Annotated in this window: 18 protein-coding genes; 7 read left to right on the top strand and 11 right to left on the bottom strand. The window is 69.0% G+C overall.

Annotation, left to right across the window (positions count from 1 at the left end):
* Positions 1–93 precede the first annotated feature (93 nt).
* On the top strand, positions 94–1,038 hold the full coding sequence (locus IM660_RS04660) for an alpha/beta hydrolase family protein (RefSeq protein WP_193498243.1): 945 nt from the start codon (positions 94–96) through the stop codon (positions 1,036–1,038).
* Between the two features lie 59 nt (positions 1,039–1,097).
* Here the strand turns inward: IM660_RS04660 and IM660_RS04665 are convergent, their stop codons facing one another.
* The 3 genes from IM660_RS04665 to IM660_RS04675 form a co-directional block, all read right to left on the bottom strand.
* Positions 1,098–2,744: an ABC-F family ATP-binding cassette domain-containing protein gene (locus IM660_RS04665; RefSeq protein WP_193498244.1), complete on the bottom strand. Its 1,647-nt coding sequence runs from the start codon at positions 2,742–2,744 to the stop codon at positions 1,098–1,100.
* 5 nt (positions 2,745–2,749) lie between these two features.
* Positions 2,750–4,744: a hypothetical protein gene (locus IM660_RS04670; RefSeq protein WP_193498245.1), complete on the bottom strand. Its 1,995-nt coding sequence runs from the start codon at positions 4,742–4,744 to the stop codon at positions 2,750–2,752.
* A 196-nt stretch (positions 4,745–4,940) separates the two neighbouring features.
* Complete coding sequence (locus tag IM660_RS04675; protein WP_193498246.1) at positions 4,941–5,963, bottom strand: glutathione S-transferase family protein; 1,023 nt, start codon at positions 5,961–5,963, stop codon at positions 4,941–4,943.
* A gap of 113 nt (positions 5,964–6,076) precedes the next feature.
* On the opposite strand from IM660_RS04675, the gene IM660_RS04680 reads away from it, so the two are divergent.
* From IM660_RS04680 to IM660_RS04690, 3 genes are all read left to right on the top strand, one after another.
* On the top strand, positions 6,077–6,883 hold the full coding sequence (locus IM660_RS04680; RefSeq protein WP_246465141.1) for a siderophore-interacting protein: 807 nt from the start codon (positions 6,077–6,079) through the stop codon (positions 6,881–6,883).
* Positions 6,884–7,006: 123 nt separating this feature from the next.
* Entirely contained in the window at positions 7,007–8,428 is a 1,422-nt protein-coding gene (locus IM660_RS04685) for a family 20 glycosylhydrolase (protein ID WP_193498248.1), read from the top strand.
* Between the two features lie 75 nt (positions 8,429–8,503).
* Positions 8,504–9,349 (top strand): aldo/keto reductase, encoded by an 846-nt coding sequence (locus IM660_RS04690; protein WP_193498249.1) that lies wholly within the window; start codon positions 8,504–8,506, stop codon positions 9,347–9,349.
* A gap of 201 nt (positions 9,350–9,550) precedes the next feature.
* Here the strand turns inward: IM660_RS04690 and IM660_RS04695 are convergent, their stop codons facing one another.
* The 3 genes from IM660_RS04695 to IM660_RS04705 are packed head-to-tail and all read right to left on the bottom strand — an operon-like array spanning position 9,551 to position 12,880.
* The gene (locus IM660_RS04695) at positions 9,551–10,855 is read right to left on the bottom strand and encodes an MFS transporter (RefSeq protein ID WP_193498250.1); all 1,305 of its coding nucleotides are present in this window, start codon (positions 10,853–10,855) and stop codon (positions 9,551–9,553) included.
* On the bottom strand, positions 10,855–12,561 hold the full coding sequence (locus tag IM660_RS04700) for a dolichyl-phosphate-mannose--protein mannosyltransferase (RefSeq protein WP_193498251.1): 1,707 nt from the start codon (positions 12,559–12,561) through the stop codon (positions 10,855–10,857). Before IM660_RS04700 ends, IM660_RS04695 begins: the two co-directional genes overlap by 1 nt.
* Positions 12,562–12,616: 55 nt before the next feature.
* Entirely contained in the window at positions 12,617–12,880 is a 264-nt protein-coding gene (locus IM660_RS04705) for a PIN domain-containing protein (protein ID WP_193498252.1), read from the bottom strand.
* A gap of 354 nt (positions 12,881–13,234) precedes the next feature.
* Between IM660_RS04705 and IM660_RS04710 the strand changes: the two genes are divergently transcribed.
* Genes IM660_RS04710 through rsmI form a run of 3 tightly spaced genes read left to right on the top strand, consistent with a single transcriptional unit; the run spans position 13,235 to position 15,625 of the window.
* Positions 13,235–13,453 carry a helix-turn-helix transcriptional regulator gene (locus IM660_RS04710; RefSeq protein WP_193498253.1) on the top strand — a complete coding sequence of 73 codons (219 nt, stop codon included), beginning with the start codon at positions 13,235–13,237 and terminating at the stop codon, positions 13,451–13,453.
* The gene (locus tag IM660_RS04715) at positions 13,450–14,736 is read left to right on the top strand and encodes a type II toxin-antitoxin system HipA family toxin (RefSeq protein ID WP_193498254.1); all 1,287 of its coding nucleotides are present in this window, start codon (positions 13,450–13,452) and stop codon (positions 14,734–14,736) included. Before IM660_RS04710 ends, IM660_RS04715 begins: the two co-directional genes overlap by 4 nt.
* A gap of 46 nt (positions 14,737–14,782) precedes the next feature.
* The gene (gene rsmI, locus IM660_RS04720) at positions 14,783–15,625 is read left to right on the top strand and encodes a 16S rRNA (cytidine(1402)-2'-O)-methyltransferase (protein ID WP_193498255.1); all 843 of its coding nucleotides are present in this window, start codon (positions 14,783–14,785) and stop codon (positions 15,623–15,625) included.
* Positions 15,626–15,773: 148 nt separating this feature from the next.
* On the opposite strand, the gene IM660_RS04730 is transcribed toward rsmI, so the two are convergent.
* The 5 genes from IM660_RS04730 to IM660_RS04750 all read right to left on the bottom strand — a co-directional run bounded on the left by IM660_RS04730 (position 15,774) and on the right by IM660_RS04750 (position 26,057).
* On the bottom strand, positions 15,774–19,967 hold the full coding sequence (locus tag IM660_RS04730; protein ID WP_193498256.1) for a phosphodiester glycosidase family protein: 4,194 nt from the start codon (positions 19,965–19,967) through the stop codon (positions 15,774–15,776).
* Between the two features lie 220 nt (positions 19,968–20,187).
* A complete protein-coding gene (locus IM660_RS04735) occupies positions 20,188–21,474 on the bottom strand; it encodes an FAD-dependent oxidoreductase (protein ID WP_210769076.1) in 1,287 nt (428 codons plus the stop codon).
* Positions 21,471–23,513, bottom strand: coding sequence for a hypothetical protein (locus IM660_RS04740; protein WP_193498257.1), 2,043 nt, complete (start codon positions 23,511–23,513; stop codon positions 21,471–21,473). Before IM660_RS04740 ends, IM660_RS04735 begins: the two co-directional genes overlap by 4 nt.
* A 67-nt stretch (positions 23,514–23,580) precedes the next feature.
* Positions 23,581–24,786 (bottom strand): galactonate dehydratase, encoded by a 1,206-nt coding sequence (gene dgoD / locus IM660_RS04745; protein WP_210769077.1) that lies wholly within the window; start codon positions 24,784–24,786, stop codon positions 23,581–23,583.
* The gene (locus IM660_RS04750; protein WP_193498258.1) at positions 24,783–26,057 is read right to left on the bottom strand and encodes an enolase C-terminal domain-like protein; all 1,275 of its coding nucleotides are present in this window, start codon (positions 26,055–26,057) and stop codon (positions 24,783–24,785) included. The genes dgoD and IM660_RS04750 overlap by 4 nt, the downstream gene beginning before the upstream one ends.
* Positions 26,058–26,059 lie beyond the last annotated feature (2 nt).

The raw sequence follows: 26,059 nt of genomic DNA on the forward strand, positions 1-26,059 counted from the left end.
GCACTTGCATTACGGAGCGACGTTCCGTAATGTTTGGGAACGGCGCTCCGAAACCAGTATGGCAGAGCGATCACACCTGTGAAGGGAACTCGTATGACCTCATCAATCGTGTACGCACTCGACGGCATCGTGGGCACCGGCGCTCCAGTCATCTCGGTCGCTCCCGTCGAACTGTCCGCCCCCGGCCGTCCGGTCCCGCTGAACGTGCGCGTGTCCGCCCCGGCGACCGGCACCAATCTCCCCGTCGTGCTGTTCTCCCACGGCAACGGGTGGAACCTCGACGGGTACGCACCGCTCACGGCGTTCTGGGCCTCCCGCGGGTTCGTGGTGATTCAGCCGACACACCTGGACTCGCGCCGGAACGGGTTCGGGTTCGACCATCCTTTTTTCCCGACGATCTGGACCGAGCGGATCGCGGATCTCACCCGCATCCTCGACCAACTCGACACCATCGAAGCTGCTCTGCCCGGCTTTGCCGGCCGCATCGACCGCACCCGCGTCGCCGCCACCGGTCACTCCTGGGGCGGGCACACCGCCCAGTCGCTCCTTGGCGCACGGATCGTCGATGAAGCCGGCCACGTCGGTGAGGACATGTCCGACAGCCGCGTGAGCGCGGGCATTCTGTTCGCTGCGACCGGGCTCGGTGGTGACGACCTGCACCCGTTTGCCCAGGCGAACTTCCCGTTTATGCGCCCCTCGTTCCAGGAGATGGCCACGCCGACCCTTGTCATCGCGGGCGACCACGATCAGTCCGCGATGTCCAGCCGCGGACCTGACTGGTTCACCGATGCGTACACCTACAGCCCTGGCGCCACCGACCTCCTCACCTTCTACGGTGCCGAGCACGCGCTTGGCGGGATCGTCGGCTACGAAGTCGCCGAGACCACCGACGAGAACCCGGAGCGCGTCGCCGTCATCCAGCGGATGAGCACCGCCTATCTGCGAACCGCTCTCCACGTCGATGCGAGCAGCTGGCCGGCCGCCCGTGCCGCGTTCAGCGACAGCCTCGACCCGATCGGGCGCCTCGACAGCAGGTGAGCGGCAGCGGTCCATGAGACGGCGACGTGACGTCTCGCGCACGGGACGAATCCGGTGACTCAGTCCTCGGTGAGCTGCCCTGCCTCCAGGTGCCAGCGCCGCGTCGAACGCACAGTGGCCAGCATCCGCCGGTCGTGGGTGACCAGCAGGACCGTGCCGGTGAAACTCTCCACCGCCTGCTCCACCTGCTCGATCGCGGGCAGGTCGAGGTGGTTCGTCGGCTCGTCCAGCACCAGCAGGTTCACCCCACGCGCCTGCAGCAGGGCAAGCCCGGCCCGGGTGCGCTCTCCGGGGGAGAGGGCATTCCCTGGCCGTGACGCCGCATCGCCTCCGAGAGCGAACTTCGCCAGCAGCGTGCGGACTTCTGCCTCGGGCCAGTCGGGCACCTGAGCCGCGAACGCCTCCGCCAGCGGCATCGCGTCGTCGAACAGTCCGCGCGCCTGGTCGACCTCCCCGACCGCCACCGACGCGCCCAGCGAGGCGCGCCCAGCGTCCGGGGTCAGGCGCCCCAGCAGCAGTGCCAGCAGCGTGCTCTTGCCCGACCCGTTCGCCCCGGTGATCACGATCCTGTCCCCGGCGATGACCTGCGCACTGACCGGACCGAGGGTGAAGTCACCGCGCCGCACCACCGCTTCATCCAGTGTGGCCACGACCGAGCCCGACCGTGGTGCCGCCGCGATCGACATCTGCAGTACCCACTCCTTGCGGGGCTCGGGCACCTTCTCCAGGCGCTCCAACGCCCGCTCGGACTGGCCCACCTTCGCCGCTTGCTTCTCCGAGCGGGCCACTGCCCGGTGCACGATGTGCTTGTCGCCGTCCGTGGCCTTCTTGCGGGCGTTGCGTACGCCTTTGTCCACCCACTCCTTCTGCGTCTGCATCCGCGAGCGCAGCCCGGCTGCCTTGTCGGCGTACTCCTCGTACGCCTCTCGTGCCCGCTGCCGCGCCAGTTCCCGTTCGGCCAGGTAGGCCTCGTACCCACCGCGGTACACGCTCACCTGCTGCTGGGCTCTGTCGAGCTCCACGATGTCGGTGACGGTGCGTGCGAGGAACTCCCGGTCGTGGCTGACGATCACCAGCGCCGCCCGCGTCTGGGTCACGAAACGTTCGAGCCGGTCCAGCCCGTCCAGGTCCAGGTCGTTCGTGGGCTCGTCGAGGAGCAGCAGGTCGTAGCGCTGCAGCAGCAGCACCGCCAGGCCCACGCGCGCCGCCTGCCCGCCGGAGAGGGACGTCATCGGCGCGTCCAGGCTCGCGTTCAGGCCCAGATCATTCACGACGGCGGGGGTCCGGTCGGCCAGGTCCGCTCCGCCCAGCGCCAGCCACCTGTCCAGGGCGACGGCGTAGGCATCAGCTGCGGCGCCGTCGTCGTGGTTCGTCGCCATCGTCTCGGCGGCGGCGTCCATCGCCCGGGTGGCCTCGGCCACCCCGGTGCGCCGGTCCAGGAAGTCGCGCACGCTCTCGCCCGGAACTCGCTCGGTTTCCTGCGCGAGCAGGCCCACGCCCGCATGTGGTGGGGTAAGCGTGAGGGATCCGGTGACCTCCGCCGTCGTGGAACCTGCGAGCACGGAGAGCAGTGTGGACTTGCCCGCCCCGTTCGCCCCGACCAGGCCCCAGACGTCGCTCGGGGCGATCGTGAACGTGAGGTCGTCGAAGAGCTGGCGGGCGCCGAACGCCGCCCCCAGCCGCGAGACGTGCAGGGTGGCGGACATGCCGGTCAGCCTACGTCTCGCGGCTCACCCACCCCAGGGAATTCTGCGGCGACGGCTGGGACCTGTGTGGCGCGACGGCGGTGCGCGAGCAGCGGCGCGCCGACGATGAGCCCGAGGACCAGCACGGCTGCCAGGACCAGGCCGGCCCCGGTGAGCGTGGCCCACCCGGCACGCTCGGCGGCGGCCTCTGCCAGCGACCCTGCCCTGTCGATGTCCCCGACCGAGAGGGCCCCGGCTGCGGCAGTGGTCACGGTCTCGATCCGCAGCACTGCCTCGCCGAGCTCGGAGACCGGGTCACGTTCGGCCGCCACGAGCTGGGTGACCTCGGCGACCTGCCCGATCGTCGCTGCCGCCCGGGGGAGGGCGGCCTCGAGCGCGGCATAGTCCTCGGCGGACTCGGCCTCCTCGTAGCCTTCGCGCACCTGCTCGGGTACGTCGAGTCCAGCCTCATCGGCCGCGACCTGGACGGCGAGGGCATGAGCGGCCACCGGCGTCAGCGCTGCCATCGACTCCTGCGCCGCAGCGAAGTCCCAGTCAGTCATCTCGGTACGCAGCCCGAACGGCGCCTGCCAGTGGCCGTGATCGAGGGCAGCGTACTGCGCCCGGGCCTCAGCGCGGACGTCCAGATCAGCGGCCTGCTCGGAGGCAACAACCCACGTCCGGAACGCCGATTCGGCGTCCAGCCCGCCACGTTCGGCAGCCAGATCCAGGAAACGCCGCCAATCCACGGCGCCGCGATTGTCCTGCGACCCCGGTTCCTCGTAGGCGCTCTCACCGGCATAGGCCGCCGAGACCACGGCGGTGAACGTCGCATCGTCGGCGTCGGAGAAGACGTCCTGGATCGCGGCTGCGGAGGCCGGGTAGCCGTAGGAGTCGGTCTCGGTCTGTTGATGAGCCCCGCTCCACTCCAGCAACGGCAACGCATGGTCGCCGTCCCGGTCCGGTCTCGGCCTGCGTTCGCCCTCCCCACCGAGGCGCTCGATGGTGCGGTGCGCCGTCTCCTCCGTCAGCCCCTCCTGCAACCAACGCCCGCTGAACTGCGGGGGAGCGAACCAGGCGTGTCCCAGCTCGTGGTAGAGCGTGACCTCGTCGAGGTCCTCGCCCACGACGATCTCATCGCCCCACCCGTCGAACCAGGCGTACCCGATCACGTGCGGGGAGACGTCTTCCCGCACAGTGCGCACCTCGGCCGGCCACGGGCTGCCCACCAGTTCCTCGAGCACCGGCATCCCCGTCTCGATCCGCTCGACGGCGAAGTCGCGCCACACCTCGTCCCCAGGCAGGCTCTGCACGTCGAGTGCCACCACGCCACCGATCGGGACCTCCACGGTCTCGGACTGGTCCGGGTCACGTAGCGAGATCGGCGTCCACACGCCCCAGTCGTCGATGTACTCCTCGGTCCGGTAGACCCGGTGCTGGCCCTGCAGCTCGGAGTCGAGCTCGGTGGCCGCGTGCAGCTCCAGACCGCTGGGTGCCACCACTTCTACGCTCACCGAGCCCTCGTCGCCGATGGCCTGAGCCACGAACACGGCGTAGCCGGGGCCCACCCGGGTGACCTCCTCCGAGCGCAGCGGCGCCCCCGCGATCGTGTAGCTCCACTCGATCGTGCGACTCTGCCCGTACCGCAGCGGTGGGAACGACGCGCGCGCCCAGTGGTGGGTGGGATCGGCCTCGTCCGCAGTGATCCGGACCGTGAGTGCCGTTCCGCCACTGACGGCCTGCACATCCGTGGCGCTGGCAGGTACGCCGATGCCGTAGTCGGTCCAGTAGTAGTACTGCGCTCCCTGGTCCGGGGTGACGTTCGTGATCGTCGTGGTCACCTCGGCGGTGAGCGCACCTTCCTCGCCGACGACGTAGCGCGCGTGGGTCTCTTCGGTGAGCCCTTCGGCGGCGTTCGCCGTTGGGGTGCCCGGCAGGCCCACCAGGAGCAAGGCCAGCACCAGGACGGCGCAGGCCCGCCATGCCGTGGCGGGTGCAGGTGCGGTGCAAGGTCTCGTCACGTCGCGCTCCGTCGTCGGCCCCCAGGGAGCGGCCCGCAGGCCGCACGCAGCACCCTAGCGGGCCCGCCGCTGTGATGGGTCGACAAAGTCGGCCCGGTCGGGTGCGGTCAAGAATCGACGGAAATACTGCCACATCGTGCTCTATTTGAACTGGATGGCAGTATTCCCGTCGATTCCTGACGCAGCGGCGCGAGGGTCAGCGCAACGGGGTGGCGTGCTCGGGCACCCGCTCCCCCTCGCGCACCGGTCCCGGCGGCGTGCCGTCACCGAACGGACGGCCGCCGAGCTGCTCGCGGTGGTGCGGCTCCAGCCAGTTCGCCAGGTCCGGACCCTTCGGGACGATGCCGTTCGGGTTCACGTCGGTGTGCACCACGTAGTAGTGCTCCTTGATCTGGGCGAAGTCGACTGTGTCCCCGAAACCGGGGGTGGTGAACAGGTCGCGGGCGTAGGCCCACAGCACCGGCATCTCGCTGAGTTTGGACCGGTTGCACTTGAAGTGGCCGTGGTAGACGGCGTCGAACCGCGCCAGCGTGGTGAACAGCCGCACGTCGGCCTCGGTGATGGTGTCCCCGACCAGGTAGCGCTGGGTCGCCAGGCGCTCGGAGAGCCAGTCCAGCCGGGAGAACAGCTGGTCGTAGGCCCTCTCGTAGGACTCCTGCGAGCCGGCGAAGCCGCACCGGTAGACGCCGTTGTTGACGTCTTGGTAGACGACCTCAGCGACGTCATGGATCTCATCGCGCAGGTGCTCGGGGTACAGGTCCGGGGCGCCGTCGCGGTGGTGAGCAGTCCACTGGGTGGAGAAGTCGAGCGTCATCTGCGGGTAGTTGTTGGTGACGACGGCCCCGCTGGGGATGTCCACGATCGCCGGCACTGTGATCCCGCGCGGGTAGTCCGGGGTGCGGGCGAAGTAGGCCTGTTGCAGCCGCTCGATCCCCAGCACCGGGTCCACGCCGCCCGGGTCGAGGTCGAAGGTCCAGGAGCGTGCGTCGTGCGTGGGGCCGCATAGCCCCATCGAGATCGCATCCTCCAGCCCGAGCAGGCGGCGCACGATGATCGCCCGGTTCGCCCACGGACAGGCGCGCGCGGCGACCAGCCGGTACCGCCCCGGCTCGACCGGATAGCCGTCCCGGCCGTCGGCGGTGATCCGGGTCTCGATGTAGCGGGTGTCCCGGGTGTACTCCTTGCCCGGCTCCACGTAGGTGCCCTGCTCGTCAGCCATGAGCCCAGCGTACGAGGTCGTGCGTGCCGGCGGGGTAGCCCCGCACGCCGCACAAGAGATATGGTGAGCCTTACCTAACTTCCCGCGTCGTCGGGATTCTCCGACTCCTGAAGGTGACCGCCTTGAGCAACATCACCGTGACCCATGCAGATTCCGGCCTGATCCAGGTGGAGGTGCTGCGCCGGGAGCGGATCACCCCGCACATGACCCGGGTGACCTTCACCGGAGCGGCGCTGGCCGACTTCGAGTACCAGGGTTTCGACCAGTGGTTCCGCTTGGCGATCGGTATCCACGACGACGATCGCTTCGACAATCTGCCCAGCAGGTTCGGCATCGGCGGCTACCTCAAGTACCTCGCACTGCCGAAAGGCACTCGCCCGGTGATCCGCAGCTACACCGTGCGTGCGTTCCGGCCGGGATCCCTGGAGCTGGACGTCGACTTCCTCGTGCACGGCACCGAGGGCATCGCCGGGCCGTGGGCTGCGTCCGCCGAACCCGGAACTCAGGCCGCCTTCATCGATCAGGGTTGCGGCTGGAAGCCGGTACCAGCCGACTGGACCTTGCTCGTGGCCGACGAGAGCGGCCTGCCCGCCGTGGCCGGCATCCTGCGGGACATGCCCCGCGACGCCGTTGGGCACGCCATGATCGAGCTCTACGACGCTGCTGATCGGCAGGAGCTCGATGCCCCGCCCGGGATGCAGGTGCACTGGCTCGAACGCGACCCGGACACCGATCCTGGGACCGTGCTGCTACCGGTACTCGCCGGCATGGATCTTCCCGCCGGCGAGGTCTATGCGTTCGCCGTCGGAGAGTCCGCAGTCGCCACCGGGGCCAGGCGCCACCTCGTGCGCGAGCGCGGTGTAGCGAAACAGAACGTCACCTTCGCCGGCTACTGGAAGGTGGGACGAGCCGCCGGCTGAGGTGCCCTCTGCTCGCGCGGAGGTCGAACGAGGTGTCGGTGCATCGGTGGAGTCACTCTCACGCCCGGCTACGAAGTAGCGTGGGAGTACCGTCATCCCCTTCTCGCCCCCGGAGTTCCCACCGTGCCGCTTCCGCTCGTTCCCCTGCCCCGCCACGTCCAGCTCCACGACGGCGGAGCATCCGTTGCCCTGGACGGCGCTGTTCTCGTAGCACCCCCGGGTGTGGCCGGACATGCGTCCGGCATGCTCGGGCTGGCACTCACCGAGGAGACGGATCTCGGCGGGGCGAGCTGCGCCGTCGTGATCTCCGTGGAGCCAGGGGAGGGCGAGGAGTACACGCTGCGCGTGAGGGAGAATCGGATCGAGGTGACCGGCGCTGAGCGGGGGGTGCTGCGCGGGCTCGTCACCCTGGTGCAGCTGCGCGACCTCGACCTGCCGGGCGCTCCGGCCGGGGTGGTTCCCGCCGTGGAGATCGCCGACGGTCCGCGGTTCGGATACCGCGGGCTCATGGTCGACATCGCCCGTCACTTCTTCGACGTTCCCGTGCTGGAACGGGTGATCGACCTGATGGCGCTGTACCAGCTGAACGTCTTGCACCTGCACCTCACCGATGACCAGGGATGGCGGATCGAGATCCCGGGCCGGCCGGAGCTGACGGACATCTCCGGAGCCACGGCGGTCGGTGGCGCCCCGGGCGGGTTCCTCACCAGCGACGACTACTCCCACCTGGTGCGCTACGCCGGGCAGCGGGGCATCGATGTGGTGCCCGAGATCGACATGCCCGGTCACACCAACGCCGCCATGCACGCGATCGGAGAGCTCACCGAGACCGGGCATCCGACCCCGGTCGATACGAGCATCGAGGTCGGCAACTCGATGCTGCGCCTCGGCAACCCGGCAGTCGCACCGTTCCTGGCCGAGGTATTCGGTCATGTCGCCGCGCTCACGCCCGGCCGGTTCCTGCACGTGGGAGGGGATGAGGTGCTGAAGATGGACCGTGAGGAGTATGCCGGCTTCATCGAGCTGCTCACCCGCGTGGTGGCCGAGACCGGCAAGTCGCCGATGCTGTGGGGTGAGGCCGCCGTGGCCGGGCTGCCCGGCGATGCGCTGATCCAGTTGTGGGACTCCACCAAGGATCCGGCGCCGATCGTGGCCGCCGCCGAGAAAGGCGCGACGGTGGTGCTCAGCCCGGGCAGCCGCGTCTACCTCGACATGCAGTACCACGAGGACTACCCGCTCGGGCTGCACTGGGCCGGCTACGTGGAGACCCGCGACACCTACGAGTGGGACCCGCTCGAGTACGCACCCGACCTGCCCGCCGATGCTGTGGTGGGAGTGGAAGCGGCCATCTGGACCGAGACGATCGTCACCGAGGACGACCTCTACACCATGCTGCTGCCGCGCCTGGCTGCGGCGGCGGAGGTGGCGTGGAGCGCACAGGAGAACAGGGACTTCGACGACTTTGCTTCCCGGGTGCGGGCACAGACGCAGCTGTGGCGTGAGCGGGGTCTTGCCTTCCACCCGAGTCCCGAGGTTTTCGGCTGACGAGGTGTGGGCAGCCATGGTGAGACGTCGGCGAGGGATCGTGCACGGACCGGGCAGCCTTGTTAGCGTTGCCACGTGACTGATATCGAGATTCCTGACCTGTCCCTGCGCGACGGTACGACGATTCCCCAGCTGGGCTTCGGCGTCTGGCAGGTACCCGACGATGAGGCTCAGGTGGCCACTGAGGAGGCAATCCGGGTCGGCTACCGGTTGATCGACACCGCCGCCATCTATGGCAACGAGTCCGGCGTGGGCCGGGCGATCGCCGCCTCCGGTGTGAACCGGGACGAGCTGTACATCACCACCAAGCTGTGGAACGGCGAGCAGGGCTATGACTCGACCCTGCGGGCCTTCGACGTCTCGATGGACAAGCTCGGCCTGGACGTGCTCGACCTCTACCTGATCCACTGGCCGTGCCCGAAGGCCGACAAGTACACCGACACCTGGAAGGCGTTCGTCGAGCTCAAGAACTCCGGCCGCGTGCGCTCGATCGGTGTGTCGAACTTCCACGCCCCACACCTGGAGAAGATCATCGAAGCCACCGGAGAGGTGCCGGTGCTCAACCAGGTGGAGCTGCACCCCTATCTGCAGCAGGGCGCGCTGCGGGAGGTCAACGCATCCCACCAGATCGCCACCGAGGCATGGTCCCCGCTCGGGTCCGGGCACGGACTGCTGGAGGATGCCGTGCTGGCCTCGATCGCGCAGGCGCACCAGGCCACCCCGGCACAGGTGGTGCTGGCCTGGCACCTGCAGCTGGGCAACGTGGTGATCCCCAAGTCGGTGACCCCCTCGCGCATCGCGGAGAACTTCGCCTCCGCCGCGCTGACTCTCACGGACGACGAGATGACCGCGATCGCGGGCATCGACGCCGGTACTCGCTACGGCGGTGACCCGGACACGTCCAACTTCGGGCTGGAGTAGGTCACGGACCCAGCTGTCGGCCAGGTCGGCAGCTACGCACGGCGCCGTTGCAGTTTCGGCTGCGGCGGCGCCGTCGTCATTCCTCCCGCCGGTGATCGACCGATTCCTCGCCGGGGGTGAAGTTGACGTCGATTATCCGCGCATAACCGACGTCAACTTCACCCCCGGTGGGTTGGTTGTCGGTGGGTTGGTTGTCGGCCGTCAGGCTCGTGGCGTCCGTGACCCGGTGAGCAGGAGCCCCATGACCGTCATGATCGTCAGCGCGCACCCCACGATCACCACCGGAACCTGCCAGCCGCCGGTGAGTGTGTGCAACCCGCCCACCAGGGTGGGTGCCACGGCAGCCATCGAGTAGCCCACCGACTGCACCGTGGCCGAGGCCTTCCGCGCCCGGCTCACCTGGGTGAAGCGTCGAGCGATCAGCGTGAACACCAGCACGAAGTTCGCTCCCTGGGCCGCACCGGCCAGGCTCACGCCCACCATCCAGGCCCCCGGAATCAGCAGCAGGGCGGCTGGCAGGCACAGCCATGCCACGGCGATCCCGACGAAGCTCGCCCGCAGGCCCGCGTACCGGATGCCCACCGACGCCCCGAGGCTGCCCAGTACGGCGAACCCCTGGAACAGCGATGCGGCCGCCCCCGACGAGGCGATCGACACCCCCGCCAGGTCCGAGAGGATCAACGGCAACCACGCCGTCAGCCCGTAGTAGCTGGAGGCCTGCATCCCGAACATCGCGCACAGTGCCCATGTGTACTTCTCGGCCAGCACGCTCCGGTTCCCGACGGCGTCGCTTGCCCCCGGTGTCTCATCCCGCCCGGGCGTGGTCGCTTCGGCGGTCGGTGTTCCCTCCGCGGGGGTGCGCGTGTTGCCCCGATCTGTCGCCTGGTTGGCTGGCGGGCCGACAGATCGCGGCAACGCGTCCGGCGCCGGACCCTCCGGCGGTACAACCCGCCACCACCACGCGATCGCGACGATCGCCAGCAGCCCCCAACTGAGCAGCGCCCACCGCCAGCCGAGGCTGAGGGCGAGGGACGCCGTCAGGGCGGTCGAGACCATGGTGCCGGCGTTGATGGTGGCCGTGTAGATCCCGGTGACCGTGCTGACCCGGCTCCGGAACGACCGCTGCGTGATCGCCGGCACGGCCACGTTTGCCGTGGTGATACCCAGGCCGATGAGCACCGTGCCGGCGAATGCGGTGGCAGCACCACCCAGGTCGGCCGACCGTACGCCCGTTCCGGCCAGGATGAGCAGCAGCGCCAGCAGCACCCCGGACCGCAGGGAGATCCTGCCCAGCAGCGCAGCGGCAGCCGGTGTGGTGAGCGCGAAGCAGAGCACCGGGATTCCGGTGAGCAACCCGGCAGCTGCGGCGGTGAGGTGAAGCTCGTCCGAGACCTGCGTGACCACCGGAGGCAACGCCGTCAGCGGGGTCCGGAGGTTGAGTGCGGCGAGCAGGATCGCCACCAGCAGCACGCCACTGCTGCCGAGCGCCGCGTGCAGGCGGCGCATCAGACCCAGCTCGGCAGGAGGATGTGCAACCGCCAGAACCAGTACGGAACCCACTGGTTGGACCAGACCGGCCAGTAGAACGCCCCCACCACGACGGCGAGGATCACGATCGCGGCGGCCGTCCAGATCCCCGGGCGGCGCTCACGCAACGGCAGCTCGCGTGAGCCGAGCAGCGCACCGATCGCGAATGTCAGTGCCAGGGCCACGAACGGGACCAGCGCCACGGTGTAGAAGGTGAAGATCGTCCGGTGGGCGTAGGCGAACCACGGCAGGTAGGTGGCTGCGTAGCCGGTGAGTATCGCCCAGGCGCGCCAGTCCCCCCGGCGCAACGCCGCCCACAGCACCAGCAGCAGCGCCAGTGCGGCCCCCCACCACACGATCGGGTTGCCGACCGAGGTGATCGCCCCGACGCAGCGCTCGGCGCCGCACAGGTCCATCGACGTGGCGTCCTCGACGTCACGCCAGGCGAAGGAGGTCGGTCGCCACTGGATCAGCCACCCGGCCGGGTGCGACATGTAGGTGTGCTCGGAGACCAGGCCGTTGTGGAAGTCCCACATCTTCAGGTGGTACTCCCACCAGGAGTTGAGCCAGTCCGGCATCCAAGTGCGCTGCGGTGCCTGCGCAGCGGCGTTCACGTCGGTGGCCCACTGCCGGTTGTAGGAATTCGGATTCAACCACCACGGCAGCCACGTCAGCACATAGACGGCGGCGGCCGTGGGCACGAGGGCGAGGAACGAGGGGATGCCGTCGCGGAGCGCGCCGCCGCCGAACCACAGCGGTGCACCCACGGCGCGGCGGGCCGTGATCGACCAGGCCACCACGACGATCCCGAAGACGGCGACGGCGTAGATGCCCGACCACTTCACCCCGCACGCCAGGCCCAGGCACACGGCGGCGACCAGCAGCCACCAGCGCATGCCCACACGCGGCCCCCACGGGTCGCGGAACCTGCCATGGGAGGCCAGTTCAGTAGCGGCACGAGCGGCGAGTCTTCGTCGATACTGCTCGCGGTCCAGCAGGACGGCGCCGAAGGCGGCCAGGATCCAGAACTGCAGGAACACGTCGAGGATCGCGACGCGCGACATGGTGATGTGGACGCCGTCAACCGCCAGGAACAGGGCCGCGGTGCAGCCCAGTAGCGCCGAGGAGAACAGGCGGCGGCCGATCCGGGCCAGCAGCAACACCGAGAGAGTGCCGATCACGGCGGCGCTGATGCGCCATCCCCAGGGCGTCTCCGCTCCGAGCAGGCGCATGCCGAACGCGATCATCCACTTGCCGACGCTGGGATGGACGACGTAGTCGGCTTCGGTGCGCAGGTCGGAGAAGTCACCCGCGGCGAAATTCTCGTCCGGTTCCTCGTTCCAGTCGCCCTCGTAGCCGAGCGTGAGCAACGAGTACGCCTGCTTGACGTAATACGTCTCGTCGAAGACCAACCGGGCGGGGCGATCCAGGTGCACCAGGCGCAGCACGCCGGCGACGGCGGTGACCAGCAGGGCACCGATCCACCCCCAGAGGCGAGAACCGGTGGCGGGGTTCAGGAGCCGGTCGGTGAGGGACTGCTCGATTTCGGCGGCCGACCGCCCGGTGAGGTCGACCTCGCGCGGGTGCCACCAGCGGCGGCTGACGCGGGGCTCAGGCGGGGTGGCGGCTGATACGGCCTGCGGGGGTGCGTCCAGCGCAGCATCTGGCGCGCGCTCGGGACTCACCTACCTGAGTCTAGGTGGTTCGGTGGTCGCTGGCCGTTGTGGTGTCACTCGTGGATCACGTGTGGTGGATGCGGAACGGGTCGACGATGGCGACGCCACGGATCGTCGAACCCGTGCTGAGACCTTCAGTCCAGAGTTCGCGGGCGCTCACCGATGCGGCGCTCTCCACGATCAGGGAATCGAAGATCGACAGAGAGTGTTCCGTGGCGGTGTGCGCGGCGCGGGCGACCAGTGCCTCGTCTGTGGAAACGACGGGGTAGTGGATCGATTCGATCGCCCGTGCCGCGTCGAGACGTGAGACGCGCAGCTTCCGGGTCAACACAGCATGTAACTCGACGAGGACCTGCCTCGATCAAGTCCGCGGTCCCTTCTCGCTGGCGGGCGATCGCGTCGTCGGCATCGGCGTACCTGCGCAACTGCGAAGCCAGGAAAGCGTTCACGGACTCGCCGCGTTCGATCGCTCGGATTCTTGCGCGCTTGAGTGTGTCCGCGTCGACGGTGATGGTCACATTCGCCATAGGTCCAGCATGGGCTCGCAACCGTGTAGCACGAAAGTCGTGTAGCACAGACGCGTGCGGGACGGCCAATGTCAGACTTGACGGACATCGGAGTCAATGTCAGACTTGACGGACATCGGAGCCAATGTCAGATCTGGCGGACACGGAGGGCTCACATGCTGGCGGTCACCCCAGATGACTGGAGCAACATCGTGCGGGATCGTCGTCGCGACCTCGGACTTACCCAGGCTGCGCTCGCCGAGCGCATCGGGATGACCAGGCAGTGGGTGGTCCGGTTCGAGAACGGCTACGCCGAGACGGCAACGATCGAGCACGCAACGCGTCTCGCCGAGGTCTTGGAGCTCGAGATCGACATCCAGGTCCCAGTGCCGTGAGCGCGCATCTGACCGCTTACCTCGACGGCACCCGAGTGGGCTGGTTCGAGCGGCACGCGGCGGGAGTGGCGTTCGCATTCGACGATGGATGGCGAAGGTCCGCCAGGCGGTTAGAACTCTCGCTCTCCATGCTGAAATCGCGGCGCGAGCACCGCGGCGACGCGCCGATCAACTTCCTCTGGAACCTCCTGCCTGACAACGACGCGGTGCTCCAGCGGTGGGGTAGCAGGTTCGGGGTCAGCCCCCGAAACCCCATGGCTCTGCTGACGCATGTAGGGCTCGAGGCCGCGGGTGCCGTACAACTCTCCGAACACGATGATGCGATCCTCTCCGCACCCGCGGGCGCGGAGAGGATCAGCGAGCAGCAGCTTGCCGAACACATCCGCTCCCTTCGAGCCGATCCCAGCAACTGGTTGCTGCCTGGCCACGTGGGCGGCTACTTCTCGCTGGCGGGCGCTCAGTCGAAGTTTGCCCTCACCTGGACTGGACGTAGCTGGGCGGTGCCGACAGGGCGTTCTGCTTCGACCCACATCGTCAAGCCGGGCATCTACGGACTTGACCAGGGTGATCTGAATGAGCACCTGACGATGCGTGCCGCATCGCTGCTCGGTCTGAGTGTCGCGAACAGTCGCGTGGAGCAGTTCGACGATGAACGGGTGGTCGTCGTCGAACGCTATGACCGCCGTCGGAGGGCCGACGGTGTTGTCCGCCTCCACCAGGAAGACCTCGCCCAGGCGCTTGGGGTCCATCCGGCGCGGAAGTACCAATCCGAAGGAGGGCCCGGTCTCATGCAGATCGTCGACGCCATCCGCCAGGCACGGGGGCGAGACGCGGGATCGAGCATCGCTGCGATCTTCGATGCCACCCTCTTCAACTGGGCCGCCCTCGGGACGGACGGCCATGCCAAGAACTACTCCTTGCTCCACGACCAGGTGCGTGGACCCCGGCTTGCCCCGCTCTACGACCTCACGACCGCTCTGCCCTACCCTTCCCTCAACGACCGCAGGGCCAGGCTCGCGATGTCCTACGGCAAGCGCTACAAGGTGGCTGAGATACGGCCCCGGCACATTCTCCGAGAAGCCCGCGCCATCGGGATCGACGAGGAAGAGGCTGTGCGTCGTGCGCGACACCTCGTGAGTGGGCTCGCCGAGGCATACAGCCAGGCTGCAGGCGAAGTCCAGCTCGACGATGCGAGTCGCGCCTTCGTCGCCACCCTCATCGACGCAGCCCATGCCCGCTGTCGCACACTGACAGCACAACTCGACGAGATGTCGGTGCCGTGACGCGCACGTGAGTCTCCCGGCCTCACGATGCGGCACACTGGCAGGCGTGCCGACCGAGATCCGCCCCGGAACGATCGTCCTCGCCGCAACCCCGATCGGTGATCCCGACGATGCCTCGGTGCGGCTGCGAGGTCTGCTCGCCTCAGCCGACCTGATCGCCGCGGAGGACACCCGGCGGCTGCGGGCGCTCGCGGCCCGCCTCGAGGTGACCATCGGCGGCCGGGTGGTCAGCTACCACGAGCACAACGAGGCCGGCCGGGGTGAGGAACTGGTGCAGGCTGCTCAGGACGGGCAGATCGTGCTCGTCGTGACCGACGCCGGCATGCCCGCCGTCTCCGACCCCGGCTACCGGGTGGTGCGCGCCGCCGCCGAGGCAGGCGTCCCCGTGACGGCGGCCCCCGGCCCGAGTGCCGTTCTCACCGCGATCGCACTCTCCGGTCTGCCCAGTGACCGGTTCTGCTTCGAGGGCTTCCTTCCCCGCAAGGCGGGGGACCGGGAGCGCGTGCTCACCGCCCTCGCGACCGAGCAGCGCACCATGGTCTTCTTCGAGTCCCCGCACCGGATCGAGGCCACCCTGACGGCGATGGCCGGCGTGTTCGGGGGCGCTCGCCAGGCCGCGGCGTGCCGGGAGCTGACCAAGACCTACGAGGAGGTACGCCGGGGCCCGCTCGCGGAGCTGGTCGAATGGGCCGGGGGTGAGATGCGGGGAGAACTCACCGTGGTGGTGACCGGTGCTGCACCCGAGGTGAGCCGACCGGAGGACTACGTGGACGCCGTCCTGGAACGGGTGGCGACGGGAGAGCGACTGAAGGAGGCGGTGGCCGCAGTTGCCCATTCGGTCGGGGTGAGCAAACGGGAGCTGTACGAAGCGGCGTTGCGGGCGCGGTGAAGCCGGCGCGCGCACGACGGGCACGACACACATGGCGGGGAAGGCTGTGGGACCTTCCCCGCCATGTGATCGCACTAGCTGGCGGTCATCCTGCGGCGGATGAGCACTCCGCCGAGGAGTAGCGCGAGAGCCAGGCCGGTGACGCCCATCAGGCCGGCGGCACCCGTGGTGGGCAGCCCGCCCTGCTGGTCCCCGCCGGGGGTCTCCTGATCGCTGCCCGGTGACTCACCGCCGGGGACTCTCCGCCCGGCGTCTGATCACCAGGCGTCTCGTCCTCCCCACCGGGGGTTTCCTCTCCGCCCGGGTTCTCCTCGCCGGCAGCCGGGAGGATCATCAGCGCGGACGAGGCCTCGAGCATCGTGCCCGGATCGGCGACGCGGATGGTCGCGAGCCCGTCGGTGGCCGATTCGGGAATCGTAACCGTGGTGGTGAAGGAGCCATCCTCGCCCGCTGTCGCCTCGCCGATGATGAGATTGTCCGGCTCCAACCGGATCTCGAGATCGGCCAGCGCGGAGAAGTTGCGGCCGGTGATCTCCAGCGACTCGCCCACGCGGACCTCGTCGATGGAGAGCTCCAACGATGGGGGTACGACTTCGGCGGGTGCCACGGGTGCGCTCGGGGCGCTGGTCAGCGTGAGCGACGGGTAGTCCGGATGAGCTCCCGTGACCTCCACCCGCAACGTCCGGCCCACCTGCTCCTCACCAGGGGTGAAGGCGGGGTCGGTCGCGCCGTCGAGTATCGCCGTGTCGGCGAACCACTGGTAGGCCAACGTCACGCCGTCCGGACCCCAGGTGCCCGCCTCGGCGGTGACCGTTTCGCCTGCCTGCGGGGTGCCGTCGATCGTGGGCACCTGGCCGGTGATCCCGGCAACCGTGACCGTCAGGGACTGCGTGGCGTTGTTGACCGCGAGGGTCAGAGTGGCTTCACCCGCCCGCAGGGCGTGCAACTCGTTGGTGGCGGGGTCGAGTGCCAGTACGGCGTGCGCCGGAGCCTGGGCCGGGTCACCGATCCAGACACCATCGGACCCGGTCCAGGAGTGGCTCATGGGCCACGCCACGGGCACCACTCGGGTGTCGTCCTGGGTGATGCTCGGCTCCAGGGTGAGGACGTCACCGGCGAGCAGGGTGGTCTCCTGCGCAGCCAGTGCCTGGACCGCGGCTTCGTCCTGGGCCTCTTCCTGGCCGTCGCCCGGGATGCCGAGGTCGATCTCCTGCACGCGCGTCATGACTTCGGCCTCGATCCAGGGCGCCACCGGGCCTTCCTGTGCTGCCTCCCGGTCGATGCCCAGCATCGTCCACCCCGTGAACGAGCCGAACGAGCTCGTGGTGGGGTTCTTGCCGGAGTTGCCGTTGATGAGCATCGGGATCCCGTCCTCGGTCTTCGCGTGGAAGATTCCGACGTGGGCGCCGACGAGCGCGACGGGCTTGCCGGAGCTCTCGGTGAACTCCTGCAGCCAGCGTCGCTGGTCCTCGGCGTCGAGCCGGTTGCTCATCTGGCTGGCGCGCTCCGGCAGTGGGTCGTCGATCGGCATGTGCTGGGCCACGACGACCGCGTCGATCTCCGGGTTGGCGGCTGCGTCGTCGAGCTGGCGTTGCAGCATGTGCAGCTGATCCACGTTGTGGGAGAACTGCGAGGGGGAGTTGTCGAGGGTGATGAAGCGGACGCCGTCGATGTCGAACGTGCCGAACGTGTCCCCGAACTCGGCGACGAAGTTGTCGATCGGCGCACCGGCGATCTCGTGGTTCCCGGGCACGTAGTACCAGGGGAAGTCGGCCCCGGCGAGCTCGTCGTCCAGGACCTCGCGGGCGAGGTCGAAGTCCTCGGTCGCGGCTTCGTCGACGAGATCGCCGTTGATGATGAGCACATCAGGCTCTGCCGCCACGATCTCCTGGAGAGTCTCACGGGCGGCCTGCACGATGCTGCTGTCCGGGTTTCGCCCCACGAATTGGGCGTCCGACATGACCGCGACCCGCAACGGGGCATCGGCCGTGGCGCCGGTCTCGGCGATCACGTCATCGGTGAGGAGCTCCTCGCTGGGCAGCTCGACCTGCGGGGGAACCTGGGCGGTGAGATCGTCGAACCACATCGTGCCGGTGTACGACTGCGCGCCCGAGGTTTCGTAGGCACTGACCATCCGGATCCGGATGGGGTAAGGCGTCCCCTCGGGGACCGGGTAGCTGATCTGCTGCCATTCGGTGCCTTCCGGGGCGGGGCCGTAGATGTACTTCCAGGCGCCATCGGCGTCGGAATAGCCGACGTAGGTCTCCGCGTTGGCGCCGCTGCTGGACTCGCCACGCACCCACAGCGTGATCTCGCTCGGCTGTCCCGGAACCTCGTAGCCGGGATGATCGGCCTCCGGCCGCGCGTTCGCAGTCCGGGTGCCGGTCGACTGGGAGAAATCGTAGGTCAGCGCCACGGCACCGTTGCCGTCGTGGCCTGCGCCCGGGGCAGGGTCGGCCGAGGAGGTGGACCGAGCACCGGTGGTGCGCCAGGTGTCGACATCCTCGAAGTCGAACACCATGCGCTCCTCGAAACCCACCGTGAACGCCACGTCGATGCTCGTCTCATTCACGGTGAACGTCATCCGCGCCGAGGCGGTCTCAGCGTCGGAGCTGACGACGTAGGTGCTGTGCTCACCGGGTTCGAGAATGAAGGTCCTGTCCTCGTCGCCCTCCACGGTGATGTCCTGAGCCTCGATGGGCGCGCGGAAGCCGTCATCGTCGTGGCCGTAGATGGTCAGCTCGCGAGCGGTAGCCCGGTCGGGAAGCTGGAGCGCTGATTCGGAGGTGCTCAGACGCTGCAACTGGCCGAGCACGGTGATGTCGAGGGTGCCGCTGGCATCGCCTGTCGCAGCAGTGACCTGGGCCTCGCCGGCGTCGTTGCCGGTGACCGTTGCTGTGCTGGCCGAGCCCGGTGTCACGCTGGCTGAGCCGGACCCCGTCCACTCCGGGGCGGTGTCCGGGATATAGGTGCCCATCTCGTCCACGCCGTGGGCCACGAGCGTGCGGTGCAGGCCGGGGAACACCCGTGCCGTCTCCGGTGCGTCCATCTGCGTGCGGACGACGTACTGGTCGACGATGCCGCTACCTTCCTCGACGAAGAGGCCGATGCCGTTGGGAACCGGGCGCTCGTACCCGTCCGACGGAGTGTTGGGCACATTCGGGTCGAGGCTGAACGTGCTCATCGACCGCTCGCTGGGCTCCGTGGTGGGCTCGCGCACCGACATGGTGGAGGAACCGCCACCGTCGAGGTTGACGGCGTCGTCGGCGCCGAGCTGGTCGAAGAGGGTGCCGAACTGGGTCAGGCTCAGCCCACGGCTGGTCTGCATCCGTCCGTCGACCGTTACCAGCAGCATGGTGTTGCCGCCGTCAGTGAAGCCGACGCCGGTACGTGGGTGCAGGTTCTGGTCGCTGTGGGGCTGGACAGTTCCGTCTTCCAGCAGCAGGTGATTGGCGCCGATGGCGCTGGCGATCTCGCCGGCGGTGGAGGTGACATCTTGGGTGATCTCCACGGTGTCGCCGGCGCTCAGTTCGCGCAGAGCGTCCGCGGCATCTCCTGCACGGGCCGCGAGATAGACGACGCCGGCCGGCACTGCTCCTGTGCCGGCCCCCTCGGATACCTGCACGACCGTGTTGGCGTCGGTGTCGATCGCCACCTCGACCGCACCCTCACCTGCGGCGCGGGTGCGCGTGTAGTCGCCCCAACGGCTGTCGAAGAGCGCGACGTTCCCGGACTGCAGGATCGGGGTGTTGACTCCGGAGATCTCGATCTCGAGGTCGCCGTTGAACACGGCGCGGCCGGTGTACTCGACCGGTGCGATGCTCCCGCGACCATCGGTGGTGAACACCACCGGCTGGTCGCCTGCGCCGTCGGGCACGGTGACGATCCCGGCGGTGGAGGAGATGCCGATCCCCTGCGGGGCGTTGGAGTTGTTGATGTCGAAGAAGCTGCCGTTGACCGCGGCGACCGCTCCGTTCTCCGCCATCATCTGCGAGACGGGTACGGCGTCCGAGACCACCCCGGGGTACATGTAGTCGGCGCGGACCTGCCCGGATCCGAGGTCGGCCACGAGAATGTCCATGTCCAGGCGGCCCTCGTCCTCGATGCGCGTCACGCTCACGAGGTCCACGCCTGGGGCCACAGTGCGATGGTCTTGATAGGTGATCACCGCGTGACCGGAGTCATCGAGGTTCATGGACTCGATGAGGTCGGCGTTCGATGCGTGGGCGGGGGTGCTCAGGGTGACCGTGACCAACGGCGCGGCGACGATCGCGCCCAGCAGGGTGGCGAGGCCTCGTCGGCCCGGCGCTGAGCGCCTCGGTGGTGCTGTGAGCAGGGACAAGACGGACTCCTCCGAGCAGGTACTGATTCGTGCATGAATCTGGATGCACGACGTGGCCGTGAATGGCCTCGCAGATGCTCAGGCTAGGAAGGTCTCATGACCGAGCAGTGACCCGGCGGTGGCCGATGGGTGTACAACGTCGATCAGTTCTCCGGGGCCGACCCGTGAAGTGACCCGACGAGGGCTGCCTGAGTGTCGGGGATCAGCTGCGCAGCGACACTCAGGCCGCATTCGCGGGCTTATGGGGCACGATCGCTCCGTGGGCTCGCAGTTCCCGTCGGATCTGGTCCAGCGGGGCGTGGGCGAGGTCTGTCCCGGCGCTCGCAGCGACGGCGGCGGTGGCGCCGGCGACCTGTCCGGTGGCCATGGCGGTGGCCTGGACCCGGAAGGCGGAGTTTGCGTCCTGGTCGCCGTCGATGCAGCGTCCGGCCACGATGATCCCGGCGTCCTGCACTGGGATCATCGCGTCTCTGGGAATGGTGGCCACGGTGGGTTCGCTCAGGTAGGTCTTCGCGATGCCGTCACCGTCCGGGCGGTGGATGTCGATGGGGTAGAAGGAGTAGCACAACGAGTCCTCCCAGGTGGTGCCGGCCAGATACTCCCCGCCGGTGATCTGCCGCCTGGCGACGATCGTGTGTGTTTCGCGCACGCCCACCTCGGCCGCGGCCCACTCCACCTGCACTCCCTCCAGCCCGGGTTGGCGGCGCAGGAACCGCACGATGCGTAGCATCGCCGATCGACCGGCGACCTCGGCGTCGGTGCGCCCGGAGCTGGTGGCGCCGTCAGTTCCCGGCAGGTGGATCGCGTTCTCGCCACGTTTGGCCAGGAACGGGATGATCACGTGCGCGCCCTTGGCTCCCAGATCGGCTGGCTGCAGCTCACCCTCGTCCAACGCACGTTGGCACGCAGCTTCCAGGGCCGCCCGATCCAGGTCCTCCATGTCGTAGCCGCTCAGGCGCATGGTCAGGGTGGCCGGCTGCAACGCCTCGTTGCGGCGGCGCCGCAGCCCGAGGATCCCGACGACGTCCGCGTCCCCCGTACAGTCCACCAGGTGGGTAGCGCTCACCCGGGTGAGGCCCTCCTTGCCGCACAGCTGCACCGCATAGCCGCCGCTCGTGCGCTCGGCGCTGGCGACCATGGTGTGCAGGCGAAGCTCGGCACCGCTGGCCGCGACCGCCTCGCTCAGGACCGCCGCGTACAGCGGGATCGGCACCCGGACCTGCAGTTTCCAGTGGGGCCGGTGATAGTCGGTGAAGTCCGGCAGCTCCCACCCGGCGAGCTCGATCGTGCGGGCGACCAGATCCCACCCGATCCCGGCGATCACCTGCTCTCCCCAGGCGTGGAACAGGCCCGGCAGGTTGATCCCGGCCGTCGTGGTGGTGCCACCAAGACCGCCGTTCTTCTCCACCAGCAAGGTGCGTGCCCCCAACCGGGCCGCCTGGATGGCCGCCGGAACACCAGCCGGTCCACCACCGACCACGACCACGTCATACTGCTCGGCCGTCACGATCCGTCCTCCTGGCTGTCGATGGCCCCGATGCGGGTGGCCCGTGTGCTGGTCGTGTTGCCGGTCCGTTCGCTGGTGGCGTCGTCACGGACCAGCAGGTCGTCCGAGAGGTGAGGCGCGGGTGCCGGCACACCTGCGATCGTCGACCGGAACGCCTCGGCGTGCTCGGCCCGCGTGCCCACGACACTGCGTGCTGTCAGACTCAGCTCGCGCTCGTCGCCGGAGCCGGGCCAGCGCGACGTGACTGTGGTGGGCGCCCAGGAGACCTCGATCGGGTCCGCGCGCTCCGTCGCAATGGCACCCCGTACCTCATCCGCATCGCCGCGCACACGCTCCCGCATCCGCAGCGTCCCCACAGCGGCGAGCGGCCCGGTCACATCCAGCCCGCCGTCGCCCGCGCGCAGAACGACCTCGAGCCGATCACCGGAGCGGACCACGCGACCACCCATACTCATCGCGGCGACGCCGATCTCGATCACCACGGAGTCTGCGACCACCTGCACCACCTCACCTGGTGGCACAGCATCCCCGTCGTGTAACGACTCCTCACCGGCGAACCACCGCGAGTCGGCCGCGTTGACCTCGAACACCGCCGACAACCGGTCGCCTGGGATCAGCTCCCCGGCCGGCAGCATGTCCAGGTGGATATGCCGGTCTCCGCCGGGAAGCGCCAGGCCGACCGCCCACAGCACCCGATCGCGCTCCTGCACCGACGAGAACGACCCTGCCGCGACGTCCTCGCCGTCGCGCAGCACCCGCAACCGCACTGTGCTCGACCTGCTCGACCTGCTCGACCTGCTCGATCCGGCTGCGCCACCGCAAACCCACTGCCCGAGCAGCACCCGCCGCTGCAGCCACGTATCCGACTGGTTGATCGACCCCAGCGTGAAGTTGGGCGTCAGCCATGAGGTGGCCACCTGCTCGTCCAGCGCCGAACTGCCGGCCTGCTCCCGTGCGGTGTCTGGATCGCGGAGCACCACGAGCTCGCGGTGCTGGTGGTGAGAGGGCTGCTGACGCCCCGGTTCACGCTGGTGCCGCGCTCCCGGTGCGAAATGACCCAGCAGATCCTCGGGAACCCGCGGGTGCAACAGCACCGGCCACACCAGTGGCGTGCTCACCTCAGGCAGCGTCACCTGCTCATGCCCGGGCATCGGCCCTCCGGCCGCCTCTGCCAGAGCGAGCGCCAGATAGGCCGCCAGCGCCGGAAGATGCGTGACGTCGTCGGCGTACGCGCGGGACATCGGACCGGCGATCTGGCCGATCCCCGCATTCCAGCGCACGGCGAGGTGCTCCCAGTGGCGGTGTTGCACCCGGGCCAGCAGACCGCCGTCAGGAAGCCCTAGCTCGGCCATGGCCTGCAGACCTTCTGCGGCCACCAGCCAGTAGGTGGGGCTGGCGAACTCGGCGAAGGTGCCGGTTCGGTCGATCCGGGCGGCCAACCGGCGCAGGCGGTCCGCGGCGTACGCGGTCATGTCCGCGTCCTCGAGCAGTAGCCCAGCCGCGGCCGTCACGTAGGTGCCCTTCACGGCGATATTCGTGTAGTCCAGGTGCACCTCCCGCCGGCGGATCGAGACGGCCGCATGCCCGACGGCGGAGCGCGCCGCCGCAGCCACGTCGCCGGAGAGCCGGTCGCCGTGCCGGAGGAGCGCCATCGCCAGGGTGCGCCCGTTGAAGTCGGCCTGGTTCCAGTCCGGTGGCACCATCCGCGCCACCGGTTCCTCGGCGAAGTACCCCCACAGGCCGTAGGTGGGCGATGTTGTGTCGGCGTCCTGCCCGGTGGCCAACGCTGTCAGTACAGCCTCGGCGTCACCGATGCGCCCGGCCTCCAGCAGAGCGAGGGCGTAGTAGCCGCTCGGGACGTACCGGTGGGCGTGAGCATTCCCGATGCGCGTATGGATCGGGTTGGGCTCGGCCCACTCGCGCAGGAGCCCGAGCGCTGGGTCATAGGCGTGGTCTCCGTAGGCGAGCACCGCCGAGAGCAGGTGCTCGCGCAGGTTCTCGATAGGGATCGCACGGGGAACGCCGACCGTGGTGCTCATGGGGGTGGGCGAACTCGCCTCGGCTGTGCTGCCCCCGTCTGTCCTCTGCTGATCGATCACAGTACCCTCACCATTCCGCGTAGCTGCCGTCCGTGCGCTGCCACACCGGCGACCGGTGCCGTTGCGGGTCGGCAGCCGCGGCTCGAACCGCATCCTCGTCCACGGTGATACCGAGACCGGGTGCGCTCGGCCGCACCAGGGCGCCGTCGCGAAACGTGAACGAGGCCGGGTCCACGAACCGGGCCAAGGTCCCGGCACCAGGGTTGTGCAGCTCCAGGTGGCACTCCTGCACCATGACCTCCTGGACGGCGAAGCCGAGTTGGGCACACGAGGCGAAGGCCACAGGACCAGTGGCGCAGTGTGGGGCCAGAGCGACATTGCGCAACGAGGCGACGGCGGCGATCCTCATTGCCTCTGAGATGCCGAAGCAGTGCGAGAGATCCGGCTGCAGCACCCGCACACCGGAGTTGATCACACCGGCCACCTCCCACCGGTCGTAGAGTCGCTCCCCGGTGGCGATCGGCACCGTGGTGCCTGCCGTGAGCGCACTCAGCTCACCTTGGAACTCCGGTGGCAGCGGCTCCTCCACGAACGCCGGCCGCAACGGCTCCAGCTCGGCCAGCAGCACCCGCGCGTCCGCCGCACTGACCCGGCCATGAAAGTCGATCGCGAACGTCCGATCCGGTCCCATCACCTCGGCGAGCTGTTCCCACCGGCGCACCGTGGCATGTAGCCGCGCCGGTGTCTCGAGGAAGTCGCGCGGGCCCTCCGGTGCGGTCTTCACCATCCGGTAGCCGGCCTCGATGAGCTCCTGCGCGCGGCCGGCCAGGGCGGCATCGTCGGCCCCATTCGCGGGCGCGTACAACGGCAACACCTCGCGCACCGGACCGCCGAGCAGCACGTGCACCGGCACCCCCAGGGCCTTGCCGAGCACGTCCCACAGCGCCTGGTCCAGGCCGGCGACCGCCGAGCCCAGGATCGGTCCGCCGCGGTAGAAGCCCGACTTGTGCATCCGCTGCCACAGCCGCCCGATCTGCACCGGTTCGCCGATCAGCAGGTCAGCCAGCTCACGTACGGCCGCTTCGACAGTCTCGGCCCGGGACTCCAGGATCGGCTCGCCCCAGCCGGCGATCCCGGCGTCGGAGCTGACTTTGACGAGCAGGAACCGGTCCGAGACCCGGAAGGTCTCGACCGCCGTGATGCGGAGATCGGCCTCGCCCATCCGCGCTGCTGTGGCGGGATCAGCGGCTGGCATGGAGTACCCGGTGCTCATGGCGCGAACAGTGCCCCGTCGGTCCCGCGTACCCCGAGCGCCCATTCATCGTGGCGGGAGAGGACAGGAGGGAAGGCGGCGGCAGCCTTCTCGTCGATGTCGATACCCCATCCCGGCGCCTCGTTCGGTCGCAGGTAGCCGTCCTCCACTCGTGGGGTTCCGGGGAAGATCTCGTGCACCGCCTCGGGGTAGACATGGCACTCTTGAATTCCGAATGCCGGGCTCGTCACGTCGATCGCCACATTCGCCGCGGCACCGATCGGGGAAACGTCGGCGGGGGAGTGCCAGGCGGTCTGCACCCCGTGCATCTCGGCGAGTGTGGCGAGCTTGCGGGCGGCCGTGAACCCGCCGATGGCGCTGATGTGGCAGCGGATCAGATCCACCCCGCCACCGGTCACCAGACGCGCCGCCTCAGTGAGCGACGTGCACAGCTCCCCGACGGCGATCGGCACCGGTGAGGCGGCGCGCACCTCGGGCAGATGGTCGAAGTACTCCGGGGCGAGGACGTCCTCGAGGAAGAACAACCGGTATGGCTCCAGCGAGCGGGCCAGGATGACGGCCTGCTTCGGCGTCAGCCGGGAGTGGACGTCGTGCAGCAGGTTCACGTCCTCGCCCAGTTCGGCCCGGGCGCGGGCGAACAGCTCCGGGGTGCGGGCGAGATAGTCGGTCACCGACCAGCCGTCCGGGTTGGCCGCTCCCGGGTAGCCGCCTGCGACGCCGGGTGCGCCGTAGGTTCCGATGCCACGCTGACCCACCTGGAGGCGCACATGCTGCCAGCCGGCGCCCATGAACTCGCGGGCTTTGGCCAGTGTTTCCTCGATCGTGGCGCCGGAGGCGTGCGTGTAGGTGGGCACGGCGGTGCGGACCCGGCCGCCGAGCAGCCGGTAGACCGGCATCCCGGCCTGTTTGCCGAGGATGTCCCACAGGGCCATATCGATCCCGGAGAGGGCGTTGTTCGCCACGGGTCCGTTTCGCCAGTACGCACTCAGGTGTGCCGAGCGGCCGATGTCTTCGATATCGCCCGGATCGCGACCCATCAGCAGACGAGCCAGGTGTTGCTCGACGTACTCCACGACGGCGGCGTACCGCTGGGTGAAGGTGGCGCAGCCGAGCCCGTACAGACCGGGTTCAGTGGTGTCCACCCGTACCACCACGACCGGCATCCCCTCCGGTGCGGTGACGATGCAGCGCACCCCGGCGATGCGGACGTCGCCGGAGGACTGCCAGGGGGGCAGGACGGTCGGGAAGGCAGGGGCAGGGCTGTCAGGCATTT

The organism is Ruania alkalisoli (assembly GCF_014960965.1).
Classification (GTDB): Bacteria; Actinomycetota; Actinomycetes; order Actinomycetales; family Beutenbergiaceae; genus Ruania; species Ruania alkalisoli.